The organism is Pseudomonas sp. ZT5P21 (genome assembly GCF_054897785.1).
This window is the reverse complement of sequence record NZ_CM142705.1, coordinates 2,749,784-2,771,286: the sequence shown is the minus strand read 5'-3', so window position 1 is coordinate 2,771,286 and position 21,503 is coordinate 2,749,784. Positions and strand designations below refer to the sequence as shown.

General features: G+C 59.3%; 15 protein-coding genes and 1 pseudogene. 9 read left to right on the top strand and 7 right to left on the bottom strand.

The features are described 5' to 3' along the window. Positions 1-236 precede the first annotated feature (236 nt). Both ACYZT9_RS12975 and ACYZT9_RS12970 read left to right on the top strand, forming a co-directional pair. Positions 237-1,895 carry a nitrite/sulfite reductase gene (locus tag ACYZT9_RS12975; RefSeq protein ID WP_462010128.1) on the top strand — a complete coding sequence of 553 codons (1,659 nt, stop codon included), beginning with the start codon at positions 237-239 and terminating at the stop codon, positions 1,893-1,895. Next, entirely contained in the window at positions 1,879-2,373 is a 495-nt protein-coding gene (locus ACYZT9_RS12970; protein ID WP_462010127.1) for a DUF934 domain-containing protein, read from the top strand. The genes ACYZT9_RS12975 and ACYZT9_RS12970 overlap by 17 nt, the downstream gene beginning before the upstream one ends. A gap of 59 nt (positions 2,374-2,432) precedes the next feature. Here ACYZT9_RS12970 and ACYZT9_RS12965 read toward each other — a convergent pair. Together ACYZT9_RS12965 and sohB are read right to left on the bottom strand one after the other, a co-directional pair. Next, positions 2,433-6,326, bottom strand: a pseudogene (locus ACYZT9_RS12965) (dermonecrotic toxin domain-containing protein). 182 nt (positions 6,327-6,508) lie between these two features. Continuing rightward, positions 6,509-7,531, bottom strand: coding sequence for a protease SohB (sohB, locus tag ACYZT9_RS12960; protein ID WP_462010126.1), 1,023 nt, complete (start codon positions 7,529-7,531; stop codon positions 6,509-6,511). Between the two features lie 203 nt (positions 7,532-7,734). On the opposite strand from sohB, the gene ACYZT9_RS12955 reads away from it, so the two are divergent. The 6 genes from ACYZT9_RS12955 to ACYZT9_RS12930 all read left to right on the top strand — a co-directional run bounded on the left by ACYZT9_RS12955 (position 7,735) and on the right by ACYZT9_RS12930 (position 14,714). After that, complete coding sequence (locus ACYZT9_RS12955; protein WP_462010125.1) at positions 7,735-8,445, top strand: histidine phosphatase family protein; 711 nt, start codon at positions 7,735-7,737, stop codon at positions 8,443-8,445. Positions 8,446-8,509: 64 nt separating this feature from the next. Continuing rightward, positions 8,510-8,824, top strand: a complete 315-nt coding sequence (locus ACYZT9_RS12950) for an SCP2 sterol-binding domain-containing protein (protein WP_007946492.1) — start codon at positions 8,510-8,512, stop codon at positions 8,822-8,824. Positions 8,825-9,123: 299 nt separating this feature from the next. Beyond that, on the top strand, positions 9,124-10,971 hold the full coding sequence (locus ACYZT9_RS12945) for an amidohydrolase (RefSeq protein WP_462010216.1): 1,848 nt from the start codon (positions 9,124-9,126) through the stop codon (positions 10,969-10,971). Between the two features lie 540 nt (positions 10,972-11,511). Then, positions 11,512-12,375, top strand: coding sequence for a LysR family transcriptional regulator (locus tag ACYZT9_RS12940; RefSeq protein ID WP_462010124.1), 864 nt, complete (start codon positions 11,512-11,514; stop codon positions 12,373-12,375). A 105-nt stretch (positions 12,376-12,480) separates the two neighbouring features. Continuing rightward, positions 12,481-13,626, top strand: coding sequence for a sterol desaturase/SRPBCC family protein (locus ACYZT9_RS12935; RefSeq protein WP_462010123.1), 1,146 nt, complete (start codon positions 12,481-12,483; stop codon positions 13,624-13,626). Between the two features lie 26 nt (positions 13,627-13,652). Next, positions 13,653-14,714 carry an SMP-30/gluconolactonase/LRE family protein gene (locus tag ACYZT9_RS12930; protein WP_462010215.1) on the top strand — a complete coding sequence of 354 codons (1,062 nt, stop codon included), beginning with the start codon at positions 13,653-13,655 and terminating at the stop codon, positions 14,712-14,714. A 162-nt stretch (positions 14,715-14,876) separates the two neighbouring features. On the opposite strand, the gene ACYZT9_RS12925 is transcribed toward ACYZT9_RS12930, so the two are convergent. After that, positions 14,877-15,095: a hypothetical protein gene (locus ACYZT9_RS12925; protein WP_462010122.1), complete on the bottom strand. Its 219-nt coding sequence runs from the start codon at positions 15,093-15,095 to the stop codon at positions 14,877-14,879. A gap of 109 nt (positions 15,096-15,204) precedes the next feature. Next, complete coding sequence (locus ACYZT9_RS12920) at positions 15,205-15,447, bottom strand: YdcH family protein (RefSeq protein ID WP_462010121.1); 243 nt, start codon at positions 15,445-15,447, stop codon at positions 15,205-15,207. 216 nt (positions 15,448-15,663) lie between these two features. On the opposite strand from ACYZT9_RS12920, the gene ACYZT9_RS12915 reads away from it, so the two are divergent. Beyond that, positions 15,664-16,185 (top strand): DUF4142 domain-containing protein, encoded by a 522-nt coding sequence (locus ACYZT9_RS12915; RefSeq protein ID WP_462010120.1) that lies wholly within the window; start codon positions 15,664-15,666, stop codon positions 16,183-16,185. Positions 16,186-16,251: 66 nt separating this feature from the next. Here ACYZT9_RS12915 and ACYZT9_RS12910 read toward each other — a convergent pair whose 3' ends face one another. From ACYZT9_RS12910 to ACYZT9_RS12900, 3 genes are all read right to left on the bottom strand, one after another. Then, on the bottom strand, positions 16,252-16,440 hold the full coding sequence (locus ACYZT9_RS12910; protein ID WP_462010304.1) for a hypothetical protein: 189 nt from the start codon (positions 16,438-16,440) through the stop codon (positions 16,252-16,254). Positions 16,441-16,604: 164 nt separating this feature from the next. Continuing rightward, on the bottom strand, positions 16,605-19,235 hold the full coding sequence (locus ACYZT9_RS12905) for an excinuclease ABC subunit UvrA (RefSeq protein WP_462010119.1): 2,631 nt from the start codon (positions 19,233-19,235) through the stop codon (positions 16,605-16,607). A 143-nt stretch (positions 19,236-19,378) separates the two neighbouring features. Continuing rightward, on the bottom strand, positions 19,379-21,490 hold the full coding sequence (locus ACYZT9_RS12900) for a hybrid sensor histidine kinase/response regulator (protein WP_462010214.1): 2,112 nt from the start codon (positions 21,488-21,490) through the stop codon (positions 19,379-19,381). Positions 21,491-21,503 lie beyond the last annotated feature (13 nt).

Below are 21,503 nucleotides of genomic sequence, written 5' to 3'. Positions count from 1 at the left end.
ACGAGGATTGCCCGCACGACAAATACGGGTTTTTCAATAACGTTTCTCGTTAGTCGTTTTGGTTCTTTACATATACTCAAACATCACTTTTGCGCATAACTCCAAACTGGTATCTTTCCCCGGCTCCGTAGGGAGTGCGCGGCCGTGCGCGCAGAATTGCCGAGGCAGTATCGGAGACTTTCCAGGCGAAAAACGCAACTGGATCCGACCGGCCCAAGCCTGAGAACAGGACTTATATGTACGTATACGACGAGTACGATCAGCGGATCATCGAGGACCGCGTCAAGCAGTTCCGTGATCAGACCCGACGCTATCTGGCAGGCGAGCTGAGCGAAGAAGAATTCCGCCCTCTGCGCCTGCAAAACGGGCTTTATATCCAGCGCTTCGCGCCGATGTTGCGGGTGGCGGTGCCTTATGGCCAGCTGACCTCGCGTCAGGCACGAATGATGGCGAGAATTGCCCGCGACTACGACAAAGGCTACGCCCACATCAGTACCCGCCAGAACGTGCAGTTCAACTGGCCGGCGCTGGAAGACATCCCGGACATCCTGGCTGAACTGGCCACCGTGCAGATGCATGCGATCCAGACCAGCGGCAACTGCCTGCGCAACGTCACCACCGATCAGTTCGCCGGTGTCGCTGCCGACGAGGTGATCGACCCGCGCCCATGGTGCGAGATCGTTCGCCAATGGACGACATTCCACCCGGAATTCGCTTACCTGCCGCGCAAGTTCAAGATCGCGATCAACGGTTCGACGTCTGACCGTGCCGCCATCGAAGTCCATGACATCGGCCTTGAGCCGGTGCACAACGCCGCGGGCGAACTCGGTTTCCGCGTGCTGGTCGGCGGCGGTCTGGGCCGTACTCCGGTGGTCGGCGCGTTCATCAATGAATTCCTGCCTTGGCAGGACCTGTTGAGTTACCTCGACGCCATCCTGCGTGTTTACAACCGCTACGGCCGTCGTGACAACAAGTACAAGGCGCGCATCAAGATTCTGGTCAAGGCCCTGACGCCTGAAGTCTTCGCGCAAAAAGTCGATGCGGAAATGGAACACCTTCGCGGTGGCCAGACCACGTTGACCGAAGCCGAAGTGCATCGCGTTGCCAAGCATTTCGTCGACCCGGACTACAAGGCCCTGGACAACCAGACTGCCGAACTGGCCGAACTCGACAAGCAGCACCCCGGTTTCGCTCGCTGGCGCACCCGCAATACCCTGGCCCATAAAAAGCCGGGTTATGTCGCCGTGACCCTGTCGCTCAAGCCGACCGGCGTCGCGCCGGGCGACATCACCGACAAGCAGCTTGATGCCGTGGCCGACCTGGCCGATCGTTACAGCTTCGGTCAACTGCGCACCTCCCACGAACAGAACATCATTCTGGCCGACGTCGAGCAAAGTCGTTTGTTCGACATGTGGGGCGAATTGCGCGAACAAGGTTTCGCCACGCCGAACGTCGGTTTGCTGACCGACATCATCTGCTGCCCCGGCGGCGATTTCTGCTCGCTGGCCAACGCCAAATCGATCCCGATCGCCGAATCGATCCAGCGCCGTTTCGACGATCTGGATTACCTGTTCGACATCGGCGAGCTGGACCTGAACATCTCCGGTTGCATGAACGCCTGCGGTCACCACCACGTCGGCCACATCGGCATCCTCGGGGTGGACAAGAAAGGCGAAGAGTTCTACCAGGTGTCCCTCGGCGGCAGCGCCAGTCGCGATGCGAGCCTGGGCAAGATCCTCGGCCCGTCCTTTGCCCAGGAATCCATGCCAGACGTGATCGAGAAGCTGATCGACGTGTACATCGAACAACGTACCGAAGACGAGCGCTTCATCGACACCTATCAGCGTATTGGCATCGACCTCTTCAAGGAACGCGTCTATGCAGCGAATCATTAAGAACAACGAAGTCGTCGACGAAACCTGGCACTTGCTGCCCAAGGATTTCAACATCGACGAGATCAGCAATTGCGACGACCTGATCGTTCCGTTGCAGCTGTGGCGCGAACACAGTCGTATGCTCAAGGCCCGCGACGGCGGTCTGGGTGTGTGGCTGGATGCCGACGAAGAAGCGGAAGAAATCGGTGACGACGTCGATCAGTTCAAGGTGATCGCCTTGAACTTCCCGGCCTTTACCGACGGTCGCAACTACTCCAACGCCCGTCTGCTGCGTGACCGTTACGGTTTCAAAGGCGAACTGCGGGCGATTGGCGATGTACTGCGCGACCAGCTGTTTTACCTGCATCGCTGCGGTTTCGATGCATTTGCGATTCGGGCTGATAAAGACCCGTACGAAGCCCTGGAAGGTCTCAAGGACTTCTCGGTGACCTATCAGGCCGCCACCGACGAACCGCTGCCGCTGTTCCGTCGCCGCTAAAGTCGCCGCGCAAAAAACGAGAAGCCTTGGCCCCAATCGGGCCAAGGCTTTTTTGCTTTTCAGGGTTGATTCGCCCCGACCGGGAATGGTTGCCCCATCGCCAACCAGTCGGCGTGCAGCCTCGCACGGTCTTCCATTGCTATGAAAACAACGAACGGGTTGTCAGCCGACACCACTGCCCGGGGAACAATCTGCATCAATTGCTCCCACAACTGACCCGAGGCATCGGCCGCGTTCAAGAGTTGCCAGACCCGTGCCTGAAGGTCCAGATAACCGACCAGGAAATCAGGAGTAAGACTTAATGCATTGATCGTCCCCATGAACCGCATACCGGAAGGTTTGAGCGCCAATCGGTGCCAGATCTGCAGCCGGGCTTCTTGCTGATCGGCTGCAATGTCGCGCAACCACACCGCCGGATCCGAGTAGCTCACGCCCGGACTGTTCAGCCATACGTTGATACCCGTTTGTTCCCGATGCGTGACCAGTCGTTGCAAGGTGTCCTCGTCGGTCAAGGGGTTGTTCCACAACAGCACCCGGTCCCGGGCGATGGCCTGATTCAGCACGGCCTGCGGGACACGACGAATCTGGTTATCACGCAAATCAAGGGACGTCAGGTATGGCTGATCCATGATTCCGACCGGGCATGTCGTGATACCCGTATTGTTCAGTTTTAACGATTGCAACTGGTTCATTCCCAGCACCACAGGCGGGACGCCCAACGGGTTTTCGCTCAAATCCAGTGATTGCAGATTAACCAGCTGACTTAATTGCCCTGCCGTATCCTCCCGTAACGTCAGTCGGGTGGAGCGCAGATTCAACGAAGTGAGATGCTGTAACTGAGGGATTGTTGGCGGCAATACACTTTCCAGTTCCCCGTTCAGGTTGGGTAATCGCAGGTCTGTATCTTGCAGGTTCAAGGAACGCAGGTTTGGGAAACAATCCAGAAAGCCATTCAGAGTCTCCCGTTCGAATAAATGGAAATTACCGAGATTCAGCCCCACCACGTCATTGAACCGGACATTCAGCGTCGGCAATCGATGGTAGTCTTCGTGGCTCATGTTCATGGTGAAACCTTGTGCATGATCCCCCGAGTAATGGCTTTCGTGCTGTGGAGCCCGTTTTTGCCAGATGTCCATCAGTTCATTAGCCAACTCTCCTCTGGTGTCGCGTTCATACGCCATGGTCTCCTGGAGTATTTCGACGTTACGTAGCGCGAGTTGTGCAAAGGTAAGTCCCTCTGTCGTTAGGTCTCCCATCTCCAGAAAGGGGACGTCCATATCGTCGATGTCTAATCCCACTTGATCGATCCAGGTGTCCAGGTCCGTGTGCAGTTGCTGCAGCAACTGTTTTGATCGCTCGATATGAGCCTCAAGTCCGCTCCCCAGTTGTTGCAACATCACGTCGGCGTGTTCGTTGGAAAGTTCGGGATAGATCTCCCTGAGGCGCAACCTCTTCACGTCGTGCGTAAAGGCCTCATCTTCAAGAGTATCCGGAAAACCGCCCCCTCTTAACCCTTGGGCCTTGAAGGGCAATCCCGAGTTCATCCTGCCCAGACCGAGAGCCAGCTCTGAACGGGACAACGGCCGGTCGCTGATTTTGAGCTTCAACTCGGTAGCCGTATCCCTGGACACCAGCCCCATTGCCGAACGCTCGTCCCTGGACAGCACACCGACGATCGCCTCATAAAAATTTGTCGCGGAATCGTCATTGGACAGGTAATGCGCGCCCGACTTGATCACGACGCGGCCATCAGGCGTATCGATCGGACCGCTGCGATCCAGAACCCGACCGCCAATCGAACCGTCGCGGATTTCGACTCGCAGGCCTTTGGGCCAGCCAGGCAGATTTTCAAGTGAGTGAAAGGCCAGGGTGTCCGCCTCGGGGTTGACGATCGAGCGAAGGTAAAGACCTTCATAAGCACGATTGAGGCGTACGTGTTGCTGGTACTGCCGAGCCTTGCTGTCCAGCTGCCTGAACAGTCGTCTTGCTTCGGCCGCGTCCGGCGGTACCTTGAAGTCAACGCCATAACGGTCGAGCATTTGTTCAACGGCGGCCTTGGGCAGACCTGGGTACTGGCGTTGAAACAATTGAACCCATGCGTGCTCGGATTTTTGCAGCGCCTGGTAACGAACGTTGAACAACGCTTCGGGTTTTGTCGATGAATCGCCCAGACCGGCGACCTCCTGATCGATCCTGAAGCGGTCAACGGTGTCGGCCAGCATCGGGGTCGGCGCTCGCCCTGCCTGCATCAGTCGCAGCATGTCATCATCGACTGCGCTGACTTTGCCAATCTGTGCCAGCACCTCGTCACTGAAGGTACCAGCCGGCGCACCGACGCCGTGCAAAAGGTCAACTCGCGTCGGCAACGGCAGTAGTGACGCTTCCTTCTCGGCTACTTCGGAAACGCCCGTGCCGGAATGTGCCGACGATTCGCCGCCGTCGGCGTGCACTACCTTAGTCAACGCGGCGCCTTCGTCGCTGATCGAAGCGACGCCCGCAGCCAACGGCAGCGCGTTGAGCAAGCCGAACACCGTTCGGGTAACGCCCTGCGAACGCTGGCTGGCCGTTTCACCGTTGACGGCCTGATCCAGGCCATAGCCGGCATCGATAAGCCCGGCCAGCGCCAGCAACCCCTCGCCTCCCGGCACAAACAACGCCAAGGGACCAAACTGGTTCACCCATTGGACGATCGGTTCGATCACGGCGCTCAAATTGTCGCGGTTGACCTCGGCATCATCGCGGATGGTTTCGACACTGGCCTGGGCAGCCTGCTTCATGGTCAGAACAAGTTGTGCAAAGGGATCGGTGCCTGAAGGGGGGAGCTCGAATCCGATGTAGTCGGCAGGATCCCAATACCCGTCGTTGTTGAACAAGCCGGCCTCTTTGGTCAACCGATGTTGATCCGGATAAATCGCCATGCCATCCAGCGCGGTGAGCACGCCGGCGTGAAACGTACCGTCGCGGCGATCTTCATCGGCAAAGTGTGAGGCCAGCGCCTGTTTTGTGTCGGAACTCCTGCCCTGCTCGACAATCCATCGGCGCAATTGGCTGTTATCGGCAAATTCATGGAGGGGCGAGGAATTACCAGGGACATACAAAAGCACTCTGCCACTGGTTCGGTCGCGGTAGCTCCAGATATCCGTTGCGGTGTATCGATAGAGGATCAGCCTGCGTGCGTCGATGCCTGAGGACAGGCGAGTCGGCGCTTGCAGTTGTGCAATTGCAAGCTGGTCCCATGTTTGGTCATGCGGCAATCCCGCCGCTTGCATGGCCAGTTCCAGACCTTTTTGAGACAGGCAGTTTTCTTGAAATTGCAGCCAGGCCGTCATGACAAAAGCGGCTTTGGTCGATGTTCTCAAGGCATACGGCCTGACACCTGAGATCGCCTCGTCAGATGGCCATGCCTTATCGATATAGGCTTGATACAGCTCCTTGAAAAACAGCTCCCACACCCATCCCTTGAAGTCGGCAGGCCTGAGACTGATCTGTGTCTGCGGCCCATAGGATTGCGGAACCGTGGTGCGATAAATGCCTTCCTAGGTCTTGTGATTGCCGCTGCCCTGCTCGGCAGATGCATCGACATTTTCGACGATCCGAACAGCCGGCCCGACATCCGGTGGGGTATACAACCCGAAAGCGGTTTCGCCGAAACGTCCGTCTCCGACGGTCTGGTAATTGCGGAGCAGAGTTTGTACCAGCGTTCGCGAGCTCGCCACCCGCCCTTGCTCAGTGCCGTTCTGCGCAGGACGGCCCCTGTAGTCGTAATCGAGAGTAACCAGCAAGGCTGTCTGGGGATCAATGCTCTCGCCCCACTTTTCCTTGATTAGCTGTTCAGCATACCGGGAAGGATTTTTTGGCAGCGCGGTTTCCACGACCGCTTTCAGTTCGTCGCGCATTCGTGGAGGTGCAGCAAAGTGCCGGGAGGAAACCTGATCGTGAGTAAACGTGTTCATGATGCATTCCGTTGCAGTCAATTCAGGAACATCACCCTACCCAATGTGACCTCTCTGGAACATCGGAGCGATCGACAACTACGTAAGGAAAATTCGCTGCAACCGGACGGAAACGGGCGATCCTGCAGACAAAAAAAACCGTGGAGGCTGTCCACGGTTTTTTTGTCATGACGCGTCGAAAGTTACCAGAAGCGTTGCTGAGTCAAACGGCTCCACCAACTCAGCAACACGCGATCGACCGAACCGCTAGCCGCCATGCCAATGCGTTCCTGCAGGCTTTTACGCTCGGCGTAGTGCAAGTGGTACAGCTCGGACTTTTTGGCGCGTTCGGCGAGGTATTCATCGCTGGTCTTGAGTTCGTCCACCAGTTGTTTGTCCAGCGCAGCGACGCCGAGCCAGATTTCGCCAGTCGCCACTTCGTCGATGGCCAGTTGCGGCCGATATCGGGAAACGAAGTTCTTGAACAGTTGATGGGTGACGTCCAGGTCTTCCTGAAATTTCTCGCGGCCTTTTTCGGTGTTTTCGCCAAACACGGTCAGGGTGCGTTTGTATTCGCCCGCGGTGAGCACTTCAAAGTCGATGTCGTGTTTCCTCAGCAGGCGATTGACGTTTGGCAACTGCGCCACCACGCCGATCGAGCCGAGGATGGCGAACGGTGCGCTGATGATCTTCTCGCCGATGCACGCCATCATGTAGCCGCCGCTGGCCGCGACCTTGTCGATGCAGACCGTCAGTGGCACGCCGGCGTCACGGATGCGCGCCAGTTGCGAAGATGCCAGGCCGTAGCTGTGAACCATGCCGCCGCCGCTTTCCAGACGCAACACCACTTCATCCTTTGGCGTGGCCAGGGTCAGCAGCGCGGTGATTTCGTGGCGCAGACTTTCAGTGGCAGACGCCTTGATGTCGCCATCGAAATCCAGCACAAACACCCGGGGTTTGGCTTCGGGTTTCTTCTTTTGCTTTTTCTCGGTTTTGGCTTCGACCTTGCGCAAGGCCTTGAGCTGGTCCTTGTCGAGCAAGGTTTGCTCCAGGCGCTCGCGCAGCCCTTTGTAGAAATCATTGAGCTTGCTGACTTGCAACTGACCGGCCGACTTGCGTCGACCCTTGCTGCGCAACGCCGCGAAACTGGCCAGGACCACCAGAATGGCGATCACCAGTGTCACGGTTTTAGCCAGGAAAATGGCGTATTCGGACAGAAACTCCACAGGGACTCCTTCAGTACGATGCGCTGCTTGGACGCGCGCGGGATGTTACCAGCATACCCATGCGCCGGCCCGGCGGCCAGCCGTGAAACCTCTGGCAACAGGCCGGCAACGGGTATTTCAAACAAGCGTATGTTTTTTCATTGACAGCTCACCGCCATCCTCATAACCTCGCCCAACCTTCAACGTACCGGGATGACGCGGACGTGGGCAGTATCTATTTGATTCGACATGGCCAGGCCTCCTTTGGTGCAGACGACTACGACGTCCTGTCGCCGACCGGTATTCGCCAGGCAGAAGTCCTCGGCCAGCACCTTGCCGGGCTGGGTATCAGCTTTGATCGCTGCCTCTCGGGCGACCTCCGCCGCCAGCAACATACCGCCCGCAGCGCACTGGAACAGTTCGCCGCCGTGGGTCTGCCGGTGCCGATTGTGGAAACCGATCCCGCCTTCAACGAATTCGACGCCGACGCGGTGATCCGTGCGCTGCTGCCGGCCATGCTCGACGACGAGCCCGAAGCGCTGGAGGTCCTGCGCAACGCCGCGCAGAACCGTGCCGAATTCCAACGGATTTTCGCCCTGATCATCGAGCGCTGGCTGGCCGGCACTTATGACACGCCGGGCCTGGAAAGCTGGCTGGGCTTCGTCGAGCGGGTGCAGGCCGGCCTGCACCGAATCCTGGAGAGCGCGGACAACACACAGAAAATCGCCGTGTTCACCTCCGGCGGCACCATCACTGCCCTGCTCCACCTCATTACACAGATGCCTGCCAGACAGGCGTTTGAGCTGAACTGGCAAATCGTCAACACCTCGCTCAACCAACTGAAATTTCGGGGGCGCGAGGTGGCACTGGCTTCTTTCAACAGTCATGCGCATCTGCAACTGTTGAAAGCACCGGAACTCATCACGTTTCGCTGAGTCCGGACTATTGTGACCCTGGCTGTAATCACCCAGCTCTTATTACCCAAGAAAGGATCGAACCATGACCTCCGTAGCTGATGCCGTACAAGCAATGAAAGCCAAGTTCAACCCAGCCGCTGCTGCCGGTCTGGACCTGGTCTTCGGTTTCCGCATCGACGACACCAAGAACTTCTCGCTGATCGTCAAAGACAGCACCTGCGAGCTGCAAGAAGGCGAAAACCCGGACGCCCAGGTCACGCTGGTGATGGACGGCGAAACCCTGCAAGGCATCGTTGACGGTTCGACCGACGGCATGCAAGCGTTCATGGGTGGCAAACTGCGCGCTGAAGGCGACATGATGCTGGCCATGAAACTGTCCGAGCTGTTCCCGAGCTAAGCACGCCGCTCCCGACCATCGGGAGCACGGCCTGGCTGCAAACGAATCCCGCCCCTTGTGGCGGGATTCGTCGTTTTTTCATCCCCGGAAAACGGCCATCTGCGAATTTGCCGTCTATATTCCTTCTGGCCGCATGCGTCAGACATCGGCTGTTTGCCCCCCGACTGATTTTCGCGCGGAGCACTGCCATGAGCCCACCTGACGACCACGACGGTTTCAATCGCCGACATGTACTGCAAGGCCTTTCGGCAGGTGCCGTCGGAGCCTGGATCAGCCCTCTATTCGCAGGGAGTAAAACCATGCCCGACACCCCGGCCGACCTCATTCTGTACAACGGACGCCTGCACACTGTCGATCGCAAGAAACCCCAGGCCAGTGCCGTCGCGATCAAGGACGGGCGCTTCGTGGTGGTCGGCAGCGACGCCCAAGCCATGGCGTTGCAGGGGCCCGGCACGCAAATCATTGACCTTCACGGTCGCACGGTGATTCCCGGTCTCAACGACTCGCACCTGCACCTGATCCGTGGCGGTTTGAACTACAACCTTGAATTGCGGTGGGAAGGCGTGCCGTCGCTGGCCGATGCCTTGCGCATGCTCAAGGATCAGGCTGACCGCACGCCCACGCCACAATGGGTGCGGGTAGTCGGTGGCTGGAACGAATTCCAGTTCGCCGAAAAACGCCTGCCAACGATTGATGAACTGAATAAAGCCGCGCCGGACACCCCGGTGTTCGTGCTGCACTTGTATGACCGCGCCCTGCTCAACCGCGCCGCATTGAAAGTGGTCGGCTACACCCGCGACACGCCGAACCCGCCCGGCGGTGAAATCCAGCGTGACGCCAATGGCGACCCGACCGGCATGCTGATCGCCCGCCCCAATGCGATGATTCTCTACTCGACCCTGGCCAAGGGACCGAAATTGCCGCTGGAGTACCAGGTCAACTCTACCCGACAATTCATGCGCGAACTCAATCGCCTGGGTGTCACCAGCGCCATCGATGCCGGTGGCGGGTATCAGAATTACCCGGACGACTATCAGGTCATCCAGCAACTGGCCAAGGACCAACAACTCACGGTGCGCATCGCCTACAACCTGTTCACCCAGAAACCCAAGGAAGAGCTGAGCGACTTCAAGAACTGGACCAGCACTTCTCATTACGGCCAGGGCGACGACTTTCTGCGACACAACGGCGCCGGAGAAATGCTGGTGTTCTCGGCGGCGGATTTCGAAGACTTTCTCGAGCCTCGTCCCGACCTGCCGCAAACCATGGAACAGGAACTGGAGCCGGTGGTTCGCCACCTCGTCGAACAGCGTTGGCCGTTCCGTCTGCACGCCACCTACAACGAATCCATCAGCCGGATGCTCGACGTGTTCGAGAAGGTCAATCGCGACATTCCGTTCAACGGCTTGCCATGGTTTTTCGATCACGCTGAAACCATAACCCCACAAAACATCGAGCGCGTCAGAGCCTTGGGCGGCGGGATCGCGATCCAGGATCGCATGGCTTTTCAGGGCGAGTACTTTGTCGACCGCTTCGGCGCCAAGGCCGCCGAACACACACCGCCGATCGCGCGAATGCTCGCCGAAGGCATTCCCGTTGGCGCCGGCACCGATGCCACGCGGGTGTCGAGCTACAACCCCTGGACGTCGATGTACTGGCTGGTCAGCGGGCGTACCGTTGGCGGTCTGGAGCTGTACCCGCAAGGCTTGAGCCGCGACACCGCACTGGAACTGTTCACCCACGGCAGCGCCTGGTTTTCTTCCGAGCAAGGCAAGAAAGGCCAGATCAAGGTCGGGCAACTGGCGGACCTGATTGCACTGTCGGCAGACTATTTCCACATCGAGGACGAAGCGGTCAAATGGATCGAGTCGGTGCTGACGATTGTCGACGGCAAGATCGTCTATGGTACTGCCGAGTTCGAAAAACTCGGTCCGCCGCCCGTGCCGGTGGTGCCGGAATGGTCACCGGTGGTGAACGTGCCCGGCCATTGGAAACCGTTGGCGCCGATGACGGCCCAGATTCATCAATGCGTCGGGACTTGCGCGGTGCATGCTCATCACCATGAAAGGGCGCGGCTGTCTTCCGCGCCGGTCAGTGATTTTCAGGGGTTCTGGGGCGCGTTTGGCTGTTCGTGTTTTGCGTTTTGAGTTGAACCGCTAAAAGAGCGCTGCCTGCGGCTGTGGGTTGAAATTTTTGATTGCGGGGAATGCCCCACCGGACTCTGCTGCCGGCAATTTCGGTTACGGGGTAGATAACGGGTCTTGCGGATGTACCCGGAACCCTTGTGGGAGCGAGCTTGCTCGCGAAAAACGTCCGGAGCACGCGTTTTCATCCAGACAGCCCGCATTATCGTTGAAGTCCATCGCGAGCAGGCTCGCTCCTACAGGGGATTGGCGTACACCTTGGCTTTTCACCACTCATCAGGCCGAGCGTTAGCTCGCCTGCAGCTTGTGATCTTGAGGCACCACCCCCTCGAGAGGCCCACGGAGCAGGACCGGAGCGAGGCACCGAACGAAAGGGGCAAAAGCCCCCCGCTGTAAAAGCGAAACCATAAGTGGCCGTTACCGCAGAAACGGATATGTACTCAATCAAAAAAAAATGGTCGCCAACGCAGCCACCGCCAGCTGCTACACGCAGCTCCGGCTGTATCCGTTTACAATGCCCGCACCTCCCGCACCGGCCTCCCCATGGACATCGACCTCGCCCGTACCTTTCTGGAAATCGTCCGCCACGGCAGCCTCGCCGCCGCCGCGGAAAAACTCCATGTCACCCAGACCGCGATCACTGCACGTGTACAGAAACTCGAAAGCCGGCTGGGCAGCACGCTGTTCGTGCGCAACCGCGCCGGTGCTCGGCTGACCCCGAACGGCGAAGCCTTTGTGGTCTACGCCAATCAACTGGTCGAAACCTGGGAAGCCGCACGCCGGGACTTGCCATTGCCTGAGGGCTACCACGACGTACTGCACATCGGCGGCGAGGTCAGCTTGTGCAACCCGTTGATGCTCAGTTGGGCCGGCGAACTGCGGGAGAAGATCCCCGGCCATGCGCTGCGCATGGAGATTCGCGACGGCGAAAACCTGCTGCGCCAACTGGAGCTGGGGGTGCTGGACGCGGCGCTGGTCTATCAGCCCGAGTATTGGCCGCGCCTGCAAGTCGAACAGGTGCTCGAAGAAAAACTGATTCTGGTACGTCTGGCTGGAAAGCCTGATTCCTACGTTTACATCGACTGGGGCCAGGACTTTCGCCGGCGGCACGATGCTGCGTTGCCGGAGAAAGCCAAGGCGGCTCTGAGCTTCAACCTCGGCCCCCTGGCCTTGCAATACATCCTGGAAAACGGCGGCAGTGGCTACTTTCGTACCCGGGTGGTGCAGAGTTATCTGGAAAGCGGTGTACTGGAACAAGTGCCGAAAGCTCCGGAATTCAGCTACCCGACCTATCTGGTTTACTCCCGCGACCGAGATTCGGCGACCCTGCAACATGCCTTCGACCTGCTGCGCGAAGTCATCCGGTCCGACGATGACTGGTCGCAACGCTGGAACCCGCTGACTTGAATCCGGTGCTACACCGGAACATGGCGTTTGTGTCCCCTGGTTTCGCCCCCGGAAACGGCGGGATCGTCTAATCTGCTGGGACAACGATAACCACAGGTGAACGCAGTGAGGCAGACCACCGAGGCTTTTCGCACCCGCTATCGCGCTGACGTTCATCCACGCTACAACCCATGGCTCCACGGCGGCTTTGTGCTGCTGTTCGGCTTGCTTGCCATCGGTATGTTCTGGAACACCGTGCATCAAGTACAGCCCATGGAATGGCTGGCAGTGCCGCTGACGTTGTTGTTCTTCAACTTCGGCGTCTACACGGTGCATCGCCACCTCGGGCATCACAAAAAAAGCTTCGCGCGGATGTTCTATGCCCGCCATGCCGGTGACCACCACAGTTTCTTCGCGCCGGGCCACATGACTTACGACAGCGTTCGCGACTGGCGAGTGATCCTGTTTCCCGCCTGGCTGATCGTGGTGCATACGCTCCTCATCACCCTGCCCGTCTGGTGGCTCCTCAAGCAGTTCGACAGCAACATCGCCGGTCTGGTCGGCGGCTGCCTGGTGCTCGGTTACCTGACCTATGAAGTGTTCCATGCCTGCGAGCACCTGCCGCCCTCGAACCCGGTGACGCGCTGGCCGTGGATCCGTCAGATGCGCCGCCTGCACGAACTGCATCACCGCCGGGAGTTGATGCAGGAACGCAATTTCAACATCGTTTTTCCACTGATGGACTACCTGTTCGGCACCCTTTATTGGGAGCCAGAGCCAACGTACCTGCACCCGACGAGAACGCCCATGACCCGCATGCAGCATCAGATCAACATCGCCGGCAACCCGATTGACGTGCTTGCCTACGCCAGCACCGTGACCCGTTGGCCCGAGTGGCACCCCTCGTCGCTAAAGGTCGAGGGCCAGGGCGGCCCGCTCCATGCCGGGTCGCGCTTCGAAGAAGACATCAGGGCCGGCGGACGCAAGGGACATTTGAGCTGGGCGGTCAACGAGTATTTGCCCGGTCGTCGCTGGAGCGCTCGCGCTCAGGGCGATCATGGCCTGTCGTTGGTGGTGACTTACGAATGCGAGGCCGAGGGTGACGGCACGCGGTTTGTGCGCACCCTGGAGTACCGGTTCAGCGGCCTGGCGATGCGCATCGCCAACCGTCTGTTGCTCAAGCGTCGCATCGATCATGAATCAGCCGCGTCGATGCTCGCCTTGCGCGAAATGGCCCACAAACACCTGGCACCGGCAGGAGTCACCGTGTGAGTCGAACCGTCAAGTTTCGCCATGTCATGCTGCTGGTGATCGTGGCCATTGCCGCCTTCCTGCTGCTGATGCCGACCAAGGTGCAACCGGTGGCTTGGTCGCCGCCACCGGCGCCTTCCCTCGCCAACGGACTCTACGCCGACAATCAGCGCCTCAAAGGCGTAGAGCGTGTGGGCGCCGACGATATCGACGGGCCGGAAGCCTTGCTGCTGGAGGACAATGTCCTCATCACCGGCCTGCATGACGGCCGGCTGATCCGCACCAGCCTCGACGGCAAGGTCACCAAAGTGCTGGCCGATACCGGCGGCCGGCCGTTGGGCTTGGCGCGTCACCCCAATGGTTTGCTGGTGATCGCTGACGGGGTCAAGGGCTTGCTGTCGCTGGACGCTCAAGGGCGGTTGATCGCGTTGACCACATCAGCGAATGGTGTGGGCTTCGGGTTCACCGACGACGTGGTCATCGACAAGTCCGGGCATTACGCCTATTTCAGTGATGCTTCCAGCCGCTTCGGATACGGCCACGACGGCGAGGCGATCATGGAGCACGGCGGCGATGGTCGCTTGCTGCGCTATGACTTCCAGACCGGGAAAACGGCGGTCCTGCTGGATAAACTGGAGTTTGCCAACGGCGTGACCCTGGGACCGGACGATGCTTTTGTGCTGGTCAACGAAACCGGTGCCTATCGCATCAGTCGTTACTGGCTGAGCGGGCCGAAAGCGGGTACGCACGATCTGTTTATCGACAACTTGCCGGGCTTGCCGGATAACCTCGCGTTCAATGGCCGGGACCGTTTCTGGGTGGCGCTGTATACGCCGCGCAACGCACTGCTGGATGCCACGGCAGCGCATCCCTTCGTGCGCAAGATGATCGTGCGAGCGATGACCGTTCTGCCTAAACCCGTGGAGAAACGCGGCTTTGCGTTGGGGCTGGATGTTGAGGGCAAGGTGATTGCCAATCTGCAGGACGGGAGCAGCGACAGTTACTCGCCGATCACTACGGTGCGTGAGTATGGTGAGTGGTTGTATTTCGGGTCGTTGAAGGCGAAGCATATGGCGCGGTTGCCGTTGAGCACGGCACTACAGGAGTAACGCAAGTCTAAACATACAAGCGAGCCTGCTCGCGAAAGCGTAGTGTCAGTCAACATCAATGCTGGATGAACAACCGCTTTCGCGAGCAAGCTCGCTCCCACAGGATTGTGACAGGCCGAATCAACGGGGATCCATCTCGCCATCGCTCACCGGGTTATCGGTTTATTCACGCACGCGCTGCGGGTCCAGGTCGGTGCCGTCGTCCTGGTCCATGGGTATGGCGCCTTCGTTGTTCGGCAGTTCGTCGATACCCGGTTCGTCTTCGGGGTTGACGGTGGTACGCCCCGGGCTCAAGGGCTCGGGATGGGTGGGGATGGGGTCGAAACCACCCTGCTCTTCGCTAGGGTACTTTTCTTTACTGGAGACAGTGGGATCAGTCATGGGGCACCTCGTATGGAGTCGTGGAGTTGGACTCTGAACATTCGAGGTGCCGGGATTTATCGCCGTTCCAATTTTTCAGTCACCGGTCGTCGGTGGCTGGAGCGGCAGGTCAGGACGGTGTCTGGAGTTGTTGGACGATTTTGTCCTTGACCTGCAAGCGCTTCTCCTTGAGCTTCTTCAGTGCGTCATCACTGGGCGCATCCGATTGGGCGGTTTCAGCCTTTACCACCTCGGCGTCCGCCTGCGAATACTTGTTGATCAGTGAATCCAGTAACGGATCCTTGGTGCGTTTTTGCTGGATATCTTCCTTTGAAAGTTTCAAGTCCTGATAAAGGTCGTGTGGCACCGGCATGGAACACCTCCGTTTGTTGATCGGTGGCAAACGCGATTGATTGCGTTCACCAACTATCAGAATGGCCTCGGTCTACTGTTTTTGTCGACCGCCTATCAGACCAGCGGTGCCCGTTCGTCGTCCTGTTGCAAACCCGATAAAACCTTTATCCGTCCGTCGACCTCCACAGATTAACGATCACCCGATCGCCCATGAAATATGTGTGGAGAATGACCAATGGACGGATTGACCCTGCGCCAACTTACGTTGGCCGTCGCCTTGAGCACCAGCATGGGCGCGGCTTTCGCGGCCACTTCCAATGATTTCGTCGACGACGCAGCCGCCGGCGGTATTGCGGAAATCGAAACCAGCAAACTGGCACTGGAAAAAAGTGCTTCGGCTGACATCAAGGCTTTTGCCAACATGATGATCGCCGATCATTCCAAGGCGAACAAAGAACTGGCAGCCATCGCGAAGAAAAATGATATCGAAGTGCCGGATGAAACGACGCTGGTGAAGCAGGCCAAGGAACAGATTCTCGACATGCGCGACGATTCCTTTGATGCGGCTTACGCCAACAACCAAGTCAAGGCACATGAAGAAACCATCGCGCTGTTCAAGAAAGAAGCCAACACCGTGACCGATGACAAAGTCAAAGGCGCCACCGAACTCAAAGGCTTCGCGCAGAAAATGCTGCCGGGGCTGGAAAAGCACCTGGATATGGCGAAGAAACTGCAAGCCGCGCATCCGAGCAAATAACCCGCTGTCTCTAGACAACGCCCGAAAAAAGGCCGCATCCAATGATGCGGCCTTTTTATGCCTGGGTTAGCCGCCATCGGTGTCGATGTCGGCATCGGTGTCCTCGCCACGTGCAGGTCGATCCGGTTGTGGTTTGAAACCCGGACTGAACTCGTTGTCGTTATCCGTGTGGCGGTTTTTTTGATCGACCGCTTTATCGGCACTGACCGGTTCGGCGGTTTTTGCATCGTCCTCAGGACCACGTACATCTGTCATAAGCACCTCGTTTATCATTGCAAGTGCGCGGCTGAAACAGTCGAGCCTTGTAGATTCGAAGCTTTGCGGCAGGTAACGTTCCATCGCTCATGCCGATCAAACCGCTCCAGATCAGCGAGCCGTTGGACAAGGTCCGCCGCAGAATGCGATCTTTTGATTCATCTTTACCCAAGGACCCTGGCGAGGAATGGGGCTGTCCGGCTCTTTTTGCTGTTGGCGACTTTCTGCGGCGTGCCCGCCACGACAATCTTGCCGCCCTGATCCCCTGCCCCCGGCCCGATGTCGATCACCCAGTCACTCTGCGCTACGACGCGCATTTCATGCTCGACGACAATTACCGTGTGCCCCGCCATGACCAGCGTGTTCAATTGTTCGAGCAAGCGATCGACATCCCGCGGATGCAACCCGGTCGTGGGCTCGTCGAGCACATACAAGGTCGCGCCCCGCTGGTTGCGTTGCAGCTCGGTGGCCAGTTTGATCCGCTGGGCTTCGCCGCCTGACAACTCGGTCGCCGGCTGGCCGAGGCGCAGGTAGCCCAGGCCGATGTCACGCAGCACTTCCAGTGAGCGGCGGATACCCGGTTGCTCAACGAACACCTCGACCGCTTCGTCCACCGTCAACTGCAACACCTGGGCAATGTTCAAACCCTGCCAGGTAATCGCCAGCGTTTCGGGGTTGTAACGTGCGCCGTGGCACGTCGGGCATGGCGCGTAAACACTGGGCATGAACAGCAACTCGACACTGACAAAGCCTTCACCCTCGCAGGTCGGGCAGCGGCCCTTGGCGACGTTGAAGGAGAACTGTCCGGCGTCGTAGCCCTCAGCCTGCGCCTCGTTTGTCGCGGCGTAGAGCTTGCGCACGTTGTCGAACAGCCCGGTGTAGGTGGCCAGGTTCGAGCGCGGCGTGCGGCCGATGGGTTTCTGATCGACTTGCACCAGACGCCTGATCGACTCCAGCCCTGCGCTGACCTGACCGCCACTGACCTGCCGCGCGTCGTCTTCCAGACTCAGTTCTTCCGGTTCGCTGTCACCCGCCCCCCGCCCAAGATGCGCGCCCACCAGTTCCAGCAGCGCCTGGCTGACCAGGCTCGATTTTCCGGAACCCGAGACGCCGGTCACCGAAGTGAAACAGCCCAGCGGAAACTCGACGCTGAGGTGACTCAGGTTGTTGCGGGTGATGCCTTCCAGCCGCAGCCAGTCGCTCGGTTTGCGGCTGGATCGCGGCGCAGTGACCTGATCGGCGAAAAGGTAGGCGCGTGTCTGCGAATGAGTCACTTGCGCCAGACCCGGCGGCGGCCCGCTGTACAGGATGCGACCTCCATGCTCACCCGCCGCCGGCCCTACATCGATCAGCCAGTCGGCACGGCGCATGGTTTCCAGGTCATGCTCAACCACGAACAAAGTATTGCCTGCCGCTTTCAAGCGTTGCAGCGCTTCGAACAGCGCTTCGCCATCCGCCGGGTGCAAGCCGGCCGACGGTTCATCCAGCACGTAAATCACGCCGAACAACTGCGAACCCAATTGCGTCGCCAGACGCAGGCGTTGCAACTCACCGGACGACAACGTCGGCGTACTGCGCTCCAACGCCAGGTAACCGAGCCCCAGATCGGTCAACGTGCTGACCCGCTCCAGCAAGTCCTGGGCGATCCGTTGCGCGGCCAGGCGTTTTTCCACCGACAGGTTGGGCGTGTGGCGCACATCCGGCGCGTTGGCGTGACCACTGGCGCCGTGGGCCACTCGCTGCTCACGAGCCTCGCGGGTCTGGTCGTGGGTCAAGACCTCGCCTGCCTCATCGGCCTGTTCGAGGTAACTGTGAGCGGCCACTGGTTTCAACACCTCGGCCACTTGCAGCAACGGCATTTGCGACAACTCGCCGATGTCGTAACCGGCGAACGTCACCGACAACGCCTCGTGTTTGAGGCGTTTGCCGTCGCACCCCGGGCACGGGCTGCCGAGCATGAATTGCGAAACGCGCTTCTTCATCAGCGCGCTTTGGGAATGGGTGAACGTGTGCAGGATGTAACGCCGCGCACCGGTAAAGGTGCCCTGGTAACTCGGCTCCATTTTACGTTTGAGGGCGACTCTGGTTTCTTCGGGTGTCAGTCCGGCATACACCGGAACCGTCGGTGATTCTTCGGTGAAGAGAATCCAGTCGCGCTGCTTTTTCGGCAGGTCGCGCCAGGGTTTGTCAACGTCGTAACCCAGAGTGACGAGGATGTCCCGCAGATTTTGTCCTTGCCACGCGGTGGGCCAGGCGGCGACCGCGCGCTGGCGAATGGTCAGGCTCGGGTCCGGGACCATCAGGGTTTCAGTGACTTCATAGACCCGACCCAGCCCATGACATTCGGGGCACGCGCCCTGGGGCGTATTGGGTGAAAAGTCTTCGGCGTACAGCATTGGCTGCCCCGGCGGATAACTGCCGGCTCGGGAGTACAGCATTCGGATCAGGCTCGACAATGTGGTCACGCTGCCCACCGAAGACCGCGTGCTCGGCGTGCCTCGCTGTTGTTGCAAGGCGACGGCGGGTGGCAAGCCTTCGATGGAATCGACGTCCGGCACCCCGACCTGATCGATCAGGCGCCGTGCATACGGCGCCACGGACTCGAAATAGCGGCGCTGCGCTTCGGCGTACAGGGTCGAGAAAGCCAAAGACGATTTCCCCGAACCGGACACGCCGGTGAACACCACCAGGGCATCACGCGGGATATCGACGTCGACGTTTTTGAGGTTGTGTTCGCGGGCACCGCGCACCCTGACCATGCCGGAAGGAGGATTGGAGGTGCGCTTGGAAGTCATGAATCGGCCTTGAGTTAATTATCTGAAAGAACACCGATCCAATGTGGGAGCGAGCTTGCTCGCGATGACGGTGGCACATCCAACATCAATGTAACTGGCAGACCGCTTTCGCGAGCAAGCTCGCTCCCACAATTTGGACAGGTTCAGCCGTCGAGGACTGTGCGCACCATTCGGGTGAGCGCCTCGGGGCTATAGGGTTTGCTCAGCAGAAATGTGTCGGGGCTGAGTTGGTGATTGCGCGAAATAATGTCACGGGTATGGCCGGACGTGAACAGCACCGCCACCGGTGGCGTCTGCACTTTGGCCCAGGCAGCCAGGTCTGAACTCTTGATCAGCCCGGGCATGACCACGTCGGTGAAAATCAACTCTACCGTCACGCCGTCCAGCAACATCTGCATGGCGGCATCGCCGTTGGTGGCAGTCAGGACCTGATAGCCTTCCTCGCTCAACAATTCCACCGCCGAAGCGCGCACCGCTTCATTGTCCTCGACCACCAGAATGGTTTCGTGGCCGCCGTGTTGCTGCGTGTCATGGGTCGCGGTGTCACTGAGCAACGGGCGAAGGCTGCGCGGAAAATACAGCTGCACCCAAGTGCCCTGCCCCTCGACGCTGGACATCTCGATGTGCCCGCCACTCTGTTTGACGAAACCGAACACCATGCTCAGCCCCAACCCCGTGCCCTGGCCCTCGGCCTTGGTGGTGAAAAACGGTTCGAAGGCTTGTGCGAGCACTTGCGCTGACATGCCGGCGCCAGTATCGGCCACGGCAACGCGGACATAATCGCCAGCTGAAATTCCCTTGCCTGCGCAAAAGTGGCGGTCGAGTGCGACGTTCTCGGCGCTCAGTTCAATGATTCCGTCTCCCCGCAGGGCGTCACGGGCATTGATCGCCAGATTGAGGATGGCGTTTTCCAGTTGATTGCGATCGACGTAAATGTGCCAGGACGCTTGAGGCAACCGCACATCAATCTGGATGGTTTCTCCCAATGCCCGTTGCAACAGTTCGCCCAGGCCTTCGAAGATTTGCCGTGGGTCGCAGACCGCAGGCGACAGCGGCTGACGGCGGGCGAATGCGAGCAATTGCGAGGACAGCTTCGCGCCACGCTCCACCGCCGCAATAGACGCCGTGACCCGGCGCTGCACGTTGGCATTGTCCGGCTCATGCCGCGCCAGCAAGTGCAGGTTGCCGGCGATCACTTGCAGCAGGTTATTGAAGTCATGGGCCACGCCCCCCGTGAGACCGCCGAGGGCTTCGAGCTTTTGTGACTGGCGCAGTTGTTCTTCCGCCACCAGCCGCGCTTCGACTTCATCGGCGACACGCTGCTCCAGATTTCGGGTGAACTTGAGCAGGGACTCTTCGGCGGTCTTGCGTTCGTGGATGTCGATCAACACCCCGGGAAAGCGGAACGGTTCGCCTTGTTCATCGAACTCGCAGCAACCGCTGGCCTGCACCCACAGGTAACTGCCGTCGGGGCGCAGGATCCGGTATTCGGCGTTGAAGGGCACGCCGGTGGTGACGGATTGATTGACGCGCTCGTTGACCCAGTTACGGTCGTCCGGATGAATCCGCGCTTCGGCGATGTCCGTCGGCAAGTCGCCGAGGTTATGCTCGGCCGGATAGGAAAAGGTGCGCGCAAAGCGCTCATCGCCGGAGAGCAGATTGCCCTTGATGTCCCAGACGAATGAGCCAAGCAAGGCACCGGCATTCAACGCCAGGCGTACCCGCTCGTTTTCCGCCCGGTAGGCGTCTTCGGCTTCCTGGCGACGGCGCTCGGAAATTACATGGTCTGTGGTTTCGACCACCATCGCCATGACCCCCGCCGGCTCGCCGTTGTCATTGGCCACCGGGCTGTAATAAAGGTCCAGCCAGACGTCTTCGGGGACGCCGTCCCTCAACAACACCAGCTCTTTGTTGCTATAGGACAAGGTGCCGCCGGCCAGGCAGGTATCGACCACATGCCGGTTGAACTCGGCGACTTCCGGCCAACCCAGCTCCACCGGGGAGCCCAACAGATAAGGATGCCGTCCACCGGCAAACGACGAGTACGCATCGTTATAAATCATGTAGCCGGGGCGGCCCCACAGCATCACCATCGGCAGTGGCGAGGCGAGCAATAACTGCACCGCACTGCACAGGCTGGCGGGCCAGGTGTCGATGCTTCCCAGTTCGGTCCGGCCCCAGTCGAACGCGCGGATGCGTCCGGCCATTTCGCCGTTCCATCCAGCACACCCGTGGCTATCGTCTAGAAACTGCATCGACTGGCTGTGC